Source organism: Candidatus Thermoplasmatota archaeon (assembly GCA_022848865.1).
GTDB lineage: Archaea > Thermoplasmatota > Thermoplasmata > RBG-16-68-12 > JAGMCJ01 > JAGMCJ01.
Genome location: JAJISE010000008.1, coordinates 48,246 through 54,721, shown reverse-complemented (window position 1 = coordinate 54,721; position 6,476 = coordinate 48,246). Strand labels below are relative to the sequence as shown.

The following is a 6,476-nucleotide window of genomic DNA, read 5'->3' as shown; positions in this document are numbered from 1 at the left end:
TGTTCCGACATCGACCTCAACCACAATGGTAATCGTTATTGAAGTTCCGCTCTCGACGAGATCGTAGTGCCACATGTACGTGTCACCATCACTGGAATCGTAGGACGGTGTTGTGCTCACAAGAGTCGTATCCGAAGGAATCGTGTCATTTATCCAGACGTTCGTTGCGTTGCCCGTGCCAGTATTCTCGAACACAATCGTGTAGGTTATCTCATCGCCGGGATCGGCCGTGGATACATCCGCTGTCTTCGTGACATTCAGGATGGGTGCTGTGACCGTAACATCCGCATAATCCGAGAGCTGAGGATACGGGTTACCGTTCGCGTCATCGTAGTCGAGTGTGGCTTCGTTATGGAGCAGCGTTCCATCGTCCGTTCCAGCGTCCACGGTTACGGTTATCGTTACCGTTCCGCTCGAATAGGCTCCCACGATTCCGATGTTCCACGTGTAGGTGTCTCCGCTCACGTCGTCGTAGGCTGGATTGGAACTCACGAACGTTGTATCGGCGGGTATTGTATCTGTCACGACGGCGTCTGTCGCCACACCGCTTCCACTGTTGATGTACGTCAGAGTGTACACGATGGTGTCGCTGGGATCGGCTGAGGTGACATCCGCGGTCTTGCTGAATGTCATGACAGGAGCTGTGACAGTGACGTCCGCGTGATCAGTGAGCTGATCATATGGGTTACCGTTGGCGTCATCATAGTCGAAAGTGGCGGTGTTATGCAGGAGTGTTCCATCAGCAACGCCGACATCTACTGTGACCGTTACCGTGATGGTTCCGCTGGTGTAGGCTCCCAAGGTCCCGATGTTCCACGTGTAGGTGTCACCGGAGACGCTGTCATAGGACGGGTCGGAGCTGACGAACGTTGTGTCTGCTGGGATCGTGTCCGTGACGACAACATCCGTGGCGATACCGCTTCCCGCGTTCTCGTATTCGAGAGTGTACACGATGGTGTCGCTGGGATCGGCTGAGGTGACATCCGCGGTCTTGCTGAATGTCATCACTGGAGCAGTGCATGTCACATCGGCATAGTCAGTCTCCTCATCCTGAGGATTGCCATTTGTATCATCATAGTTCAGCGTCACAACATTGTGAAGAAGCGTGCCATCGGGAGTGCCCACGTCAACGGTCACTGTCAGTGTTATCGTTCCACTTGACTCCCCTGCTACGGTCCCAATGTTCCATGTGAAGACATCCCCGATCTGCTGATCAGGAGAGGGGCTCGCGCTAACGAACGTAGTGTCTGCAGGAATCGTATCCTGCACAACCACATCGGTAGCATCGCCGCTTCCAATGTTCTCATAGGTGATTGTGTAGACAATCGTATCGTCTGGGTCAGCACTTGTGACATCGGCGGACTTCTCGATTGTCATCACGGGCCCGGTGACTGTTGTTTCTGCATCGTCACTCAGCTGAGGATAGTAGTTACCGTTTGCATCCGCATAGTCGAGTGTCGCTGTGTTGAGAAGGGTTGTCCCGTCAGGAGTGTAGGCATCCACGGTCACGGTAATCGTTATCGTTCCGCTTGCTCCGGGGCCAAGGCTTCCAACATCCCACGAGTAGAGATCACCGTCGTTGTAATCGTAGCTTGGGTCAGAGCTGACAAAGGTTGTATCCTCGGGTATCGTGTCATTCACGACAATGCCGGTTGTCCAGCCAGTTCCGGTGTTCTCATACGAAAGCGTGTAGACGAGCGTGTCACCAGGATTCGCCTGGCTCTTGTCAACGGACTTGCTGAACGACACTATCGGAGCCGTTACAGTAACATCCACGGAGTCGCTTTCCTGCGGGTACGGGTTCCCATTGGCATCGTCGTAATCCAGCGTCACGCTGTTCGTGAGGACGGTGCCGTCAGCAGTTCCGACATCGACAGTTACAACAACGGTTATCGTTCCGCTGCTGTATGCGTCAACAATGCCGATGTTCCAGGTGTACGTGTCTCCACTCACCTCGTCGTAGGTTGGACTTGAACTGCTGAATGTCGTATCAGCAGGTATCGTGTCCTTGACCACAACACCTGTGGCCTGTCCGCTTCCAGTGTTCTCGTACTCTATCGTGTATGTAATGGAATCGCCTGGGTCGGCGGTACTGACATCCGCGGACTTGCTGATCGTCATTATCGGAGCCGTGACTGTGACATCTACGCTGTCAGACTCCTCCGGAATCGGGTTCCCATTGGCATCGTCATAGTTCATGACGACCGTGTTGGTCAAGACCGTGCCGTCAGCTGTTCCGACATCAACCTGAACGGTGACCGAAATGGTCCCGCTATCACCAGCTCCGACATCGCCGACCTCCCATGTGTAGGTGTCCCCGCTCTGAGACGTGTAGTCGGGATCCGAATCGATGAAGGTGGTCTCCGCCGGAATCGTGTCCACTATCGTCACGTCGGTGGCATCGCCTGTCCCTGTGTTCTCATACGTAATTGTGTACTCTATGTAATCACCGGGATCGGCCGTGGTCACATCCGCAACCTTGTCGATGGTCATGACGGGTGCAGTGACTGTCACGTCCACACTGTCGTCCTCTTCCGGTTGCTCATTGCTGTTGTTGTCCTCATAGTTCAGAACGACGAAGTTGGTCATCACGGTCTGATCTGGAGTTCCTGCGTCCACTGTCACGTTGATGTAGATGTGTCCAGTAACGCCTGGACCTACTGTTCCGATATCCCACGTGTACGTGTCTCCGCTCACGGATGTGTAGGTGGGATTGGAATTCTGGAATGTGGTCTCTGGCGGTATCGTATCCTCGATGACGACGTTGGTGGCAGATCCGGTCCCGGAGTTCGTGTACGTGATGGTGTACATGATGGTATCGCCGGGATCCGCGTATTCCACGTCGGCCACCTTCGTCACGGTCATGATCGGGGCCGTTGTGAACGTTACCGCATAGTCTGAGAGCTGGTCGTAAGGATTCCCGTTTGCGTCGTCATAGTCGAGCGTGACGGTGTTGTTGAGAACTGTCTCATCGGGTGTGAACGCATCAACGGTCACTGTCACTGTTATCGTTCCGCCTGAGTCGGCATCCACGATTCCCACATACCAAGTCAGAACATCGCCGTTCTCGTTATCCGGTGAGGGCGATGCGCTCTGGAAGGTGGTATCGGATGGAATCGTATCCACGATTGTCACATCGGTGGCGACACCAGTGCCATGGTTGTAGTAGGATATCGTGTAGACAATGCTGTCCCCTGGGTCGGCGTACTCCACGTCAGCCTCCTTGGAGAGTGACATTATCGGCGAGGTGACCGTGGTTTCGGCGGTATCGGTTAGTTGAGGCAGGGGGTTCCCATTTGCATCGTCGTAGTCCAGTGTGCCGGTGTTTGTGAGCACTGTCTCGTCAGCAGTTCCCGCATCGACCTCGACGACAAGGGTTATCGAACCTCCTGCACCGGGCTGAACGGTCCCGACGTTCCAAGTATACGTGCGATCACTCACCTGGTCGTAGGTCGGACTGGAGCTCACATAGGTAGTGTGCTCTGGGATCGTATCCGTGACGACGACATCCGTTGCCACGCCAGTCCCAACATTCTCATAGCTCAGAGTATACGTAATCTCGTCGCCTGGGTCCGCGTAGCCGATGTCGACAGTCTTGCTGAACGTCATCACTGGGGCGGTCACGGTGACCGTTGCACTGTCCTCCTCATCGGGCATATCGTTGCCATTGTTGTCCTGGTACTGGAGGAGCACGTAGTTCGTGAGTACGATCTCATCAGATGTTCCCGCATCGACCTCGACGGTGATGGTGACGGTGCCACTGGAACTCGGACCAACATCGCCTATCTCCCAGGTGTAGGTCCTGCCATCGACACTCGTGTACGCTGGGTTGGAACTGATGAATGTCACATGCTCGGGAATGGTGTCCTGTATCACCACATTTGTCGCCCATCCAGTCCCCGTGTTCTCGTAGAAGATCGAATAGACTATCTGGTCTCCCGGGTCAGCGAAGTCGACATTGGCCGTCTTTGTCACGGTCATGACTGGGGCAGTGACGAAGGTAGTCGTGCTATCGTCCAGCTGAGGCTGCGGGTTCCCGTTCGCGTCATCATAGTCCAGGGTTGCGTAGTTAGTGAGCTCAGTGCCATCTGCTGTTCCAGCGTCCACCTGAACCTGAACGGTTATCGTGCCTGAACCTCCAGAGGAGACATCTCCCACTAACCATGTGTACGTGTCACCATCATGCGATGTGTATGAAGGATCGGACGAGATGAACGTCGTGTCTGATGGTATAACATCCACGACCGTGACATCCGTCGCAAGTCCCGTTCCATCGTTCGAGTAGTTGAGCCAATACGTGATTGTGTCCCCCGGATCCGCGTAATCGGCATCGGTTTCCTTCGAGAACGACATAATCGGTGCGGTCACGACAACCGTTGCCGTGTCGCTCTCCATCGGATAGGGGTTACCATTCGCGTCATCGTAGTTGAGCATCACAAGGTTGGTAAGAACTGTCTCATCTGGCGTGAAGGCGTCGACAGTCACCGTTACAGTGATCGTTCCGCCTGAGCCTCCAGGGACTTCTCCGAGTAGCCAGGTAATCGTTGAACCATCGAAGTCGTCGTACATCGGATTGGTCTCAACAAGCGTGGTGTAGCTCGGTATGACGTCCTCGACGACGACATCCGTAGCAGTACCAGTCAGTGTGTTCTCATACGTTATCGTGTAGACGATCGTGTCGCCTGGGTCAGCATATTCCACATCGGCGACCTTCGATACAGTCATAAGTGGAGCGGTCACGGTTACGTTGGCATAGTCATCCAGCTGGTCCTGCGGATTGCCGTTCACGTCATCGAAGTCCATGGTAGCATAGTTGACGAGGAGCGTTCCGTTCTCGGTGTAGGCGTCCACTGTGACATCGATGTAGACATATCCAGTCGTGTACCCTGACCCGGTCCCGATATACCACGTGTATGTGTCTCCGTCCACTTCATCGTACATCGGAGTTGAGTCCACGAATGTGGTCTCTGACGGGATCATGTCGACGATCGTGACATCCGTGGCCGTCCCCGCCCCGACGTTCGAATATGTGAGCGTGTAGGTTATTGTGTCACCAGGATCCGCATACTCAACGTTGGCGGCCTTTGAGAACTCCATTGTGGGTCCCGTTACGAGGACATCCACGCTGTCCCAGACCTCGCCCACGTATCCGCCGGTCGAGTCCGTGAAGTTGAGATAGACATAGTTCGTGAGGATCGTGCCGTCACCTATGTCAGGACCGACCGTCACGTTCAGAAGGATGGTGTGGTTTCCGGGAAGAACGTCCTCGAAGTACCACCTGATGACGCTCCCATCGATTGAGTCCGGAGCAGGGTAGGCGCTCTCGTACGTCGTTCCCGCGGGAATGGTGTCGTTCACCCAGACGTACTTCGATAGGAAGTCTCCCGTGTTGTTGTAATACATAGTATAGTGAATAGTGTCACCCGGGGAGACTATCTCCTCCTGAGCGACCTTCGCAACCGTAAGGTTTGCCGGCTCCCCGAACACGAACTCTCCCATCCAGTCCTTCTGCAGAGGATTCGTCAGCGACGCAGAGGTGCTGAAGAACAGGAGGAAGTACGTATCTTTCCCCATGAGCGGGTCTCCATCGCCGGACTCGAAGGCTGTGACGGGTATCATGTACTCAATCCACCATTGATTATCATCAGGATCTCCGGTGCCATAATCGATGTCCGTGACCCGTGTGTAATGATTCGAGTTCCCACTGGCCTCCTCTCTCCAGATCCAGTCGTTATCCGGATCGTATCTATGCGTGTCCGAATTGTTGTAATAGGTTCCTACTGTGCCGAACTTATAGTGTCCGTTGCCCCCGTTGAGGTCGACGACAAGCTCCTTCCACTCGTCATAGTCGAACTCGAAGAGGATGTCCCAATGGTAGGCCTTGTAGGCGTATTTCCCACCGTGCGTGGGATCACCCGCGACCCGCATCCTGAGAAACATCCAGTCGTCGTCGATGTTTGTGAAGCCGTCGCTGTCACCATACTCATCATAGTAGTAGTACTGGACAGACGTGTACTCACCTGGATTGTTCTCGGGACCACCGCCCGTGGCGTCGACACCAGATGCGATATCCACCGCGTCTGGGTTGACATCAGCGGGACCATGTGTGGGATCTGTCTCGTAGGGTTTGTCCTCCCAATCACGGATCCTCTCTCCATCAAAGGTGTAGTTCACCCAATCGGCTACGTTCCAATTCGGTGGTGATTCCCCTTGCCCTTCCTCTTGTTGCTGTGCAGCCATTACCAGAGTGCCAAGAATAAGGACAACAACAATCGATATAGACCTGGCTCTCCTTGTCTGCTGTAGAATAGCAGTCCATTTCGTCAAACTAACCCACTCCTCTGCGTCGTTTCGTACCCCTTCCCCCCTTCCAAAGAAAAACCGCAATCCTGCAAGTTAGACTCTAGACGGTCCACTGGGGCCTTTAGCTGCAATTGACCTACTGGATATATAAGCGTTGCCGGAAAATCACCCGA

At 54.3% G+C, this 6,476-nt stretch carries 1 protein-coding gene; it reads right to left on the bottom strand.

Annotated features, from left to right (window positions below; translation table 11 throughout):
• The coding region (locus LN415_02875) for a DUF11 domain-containing protein (GenBank protein MCJ2556034.1) at positions 1 to 6,174 on the bottom strand (6,174 nt) is incomplete at its 3' end.
• Between the last annotated feature and the right edge of the window lie 302 nt (positions 6,175 to 6,476).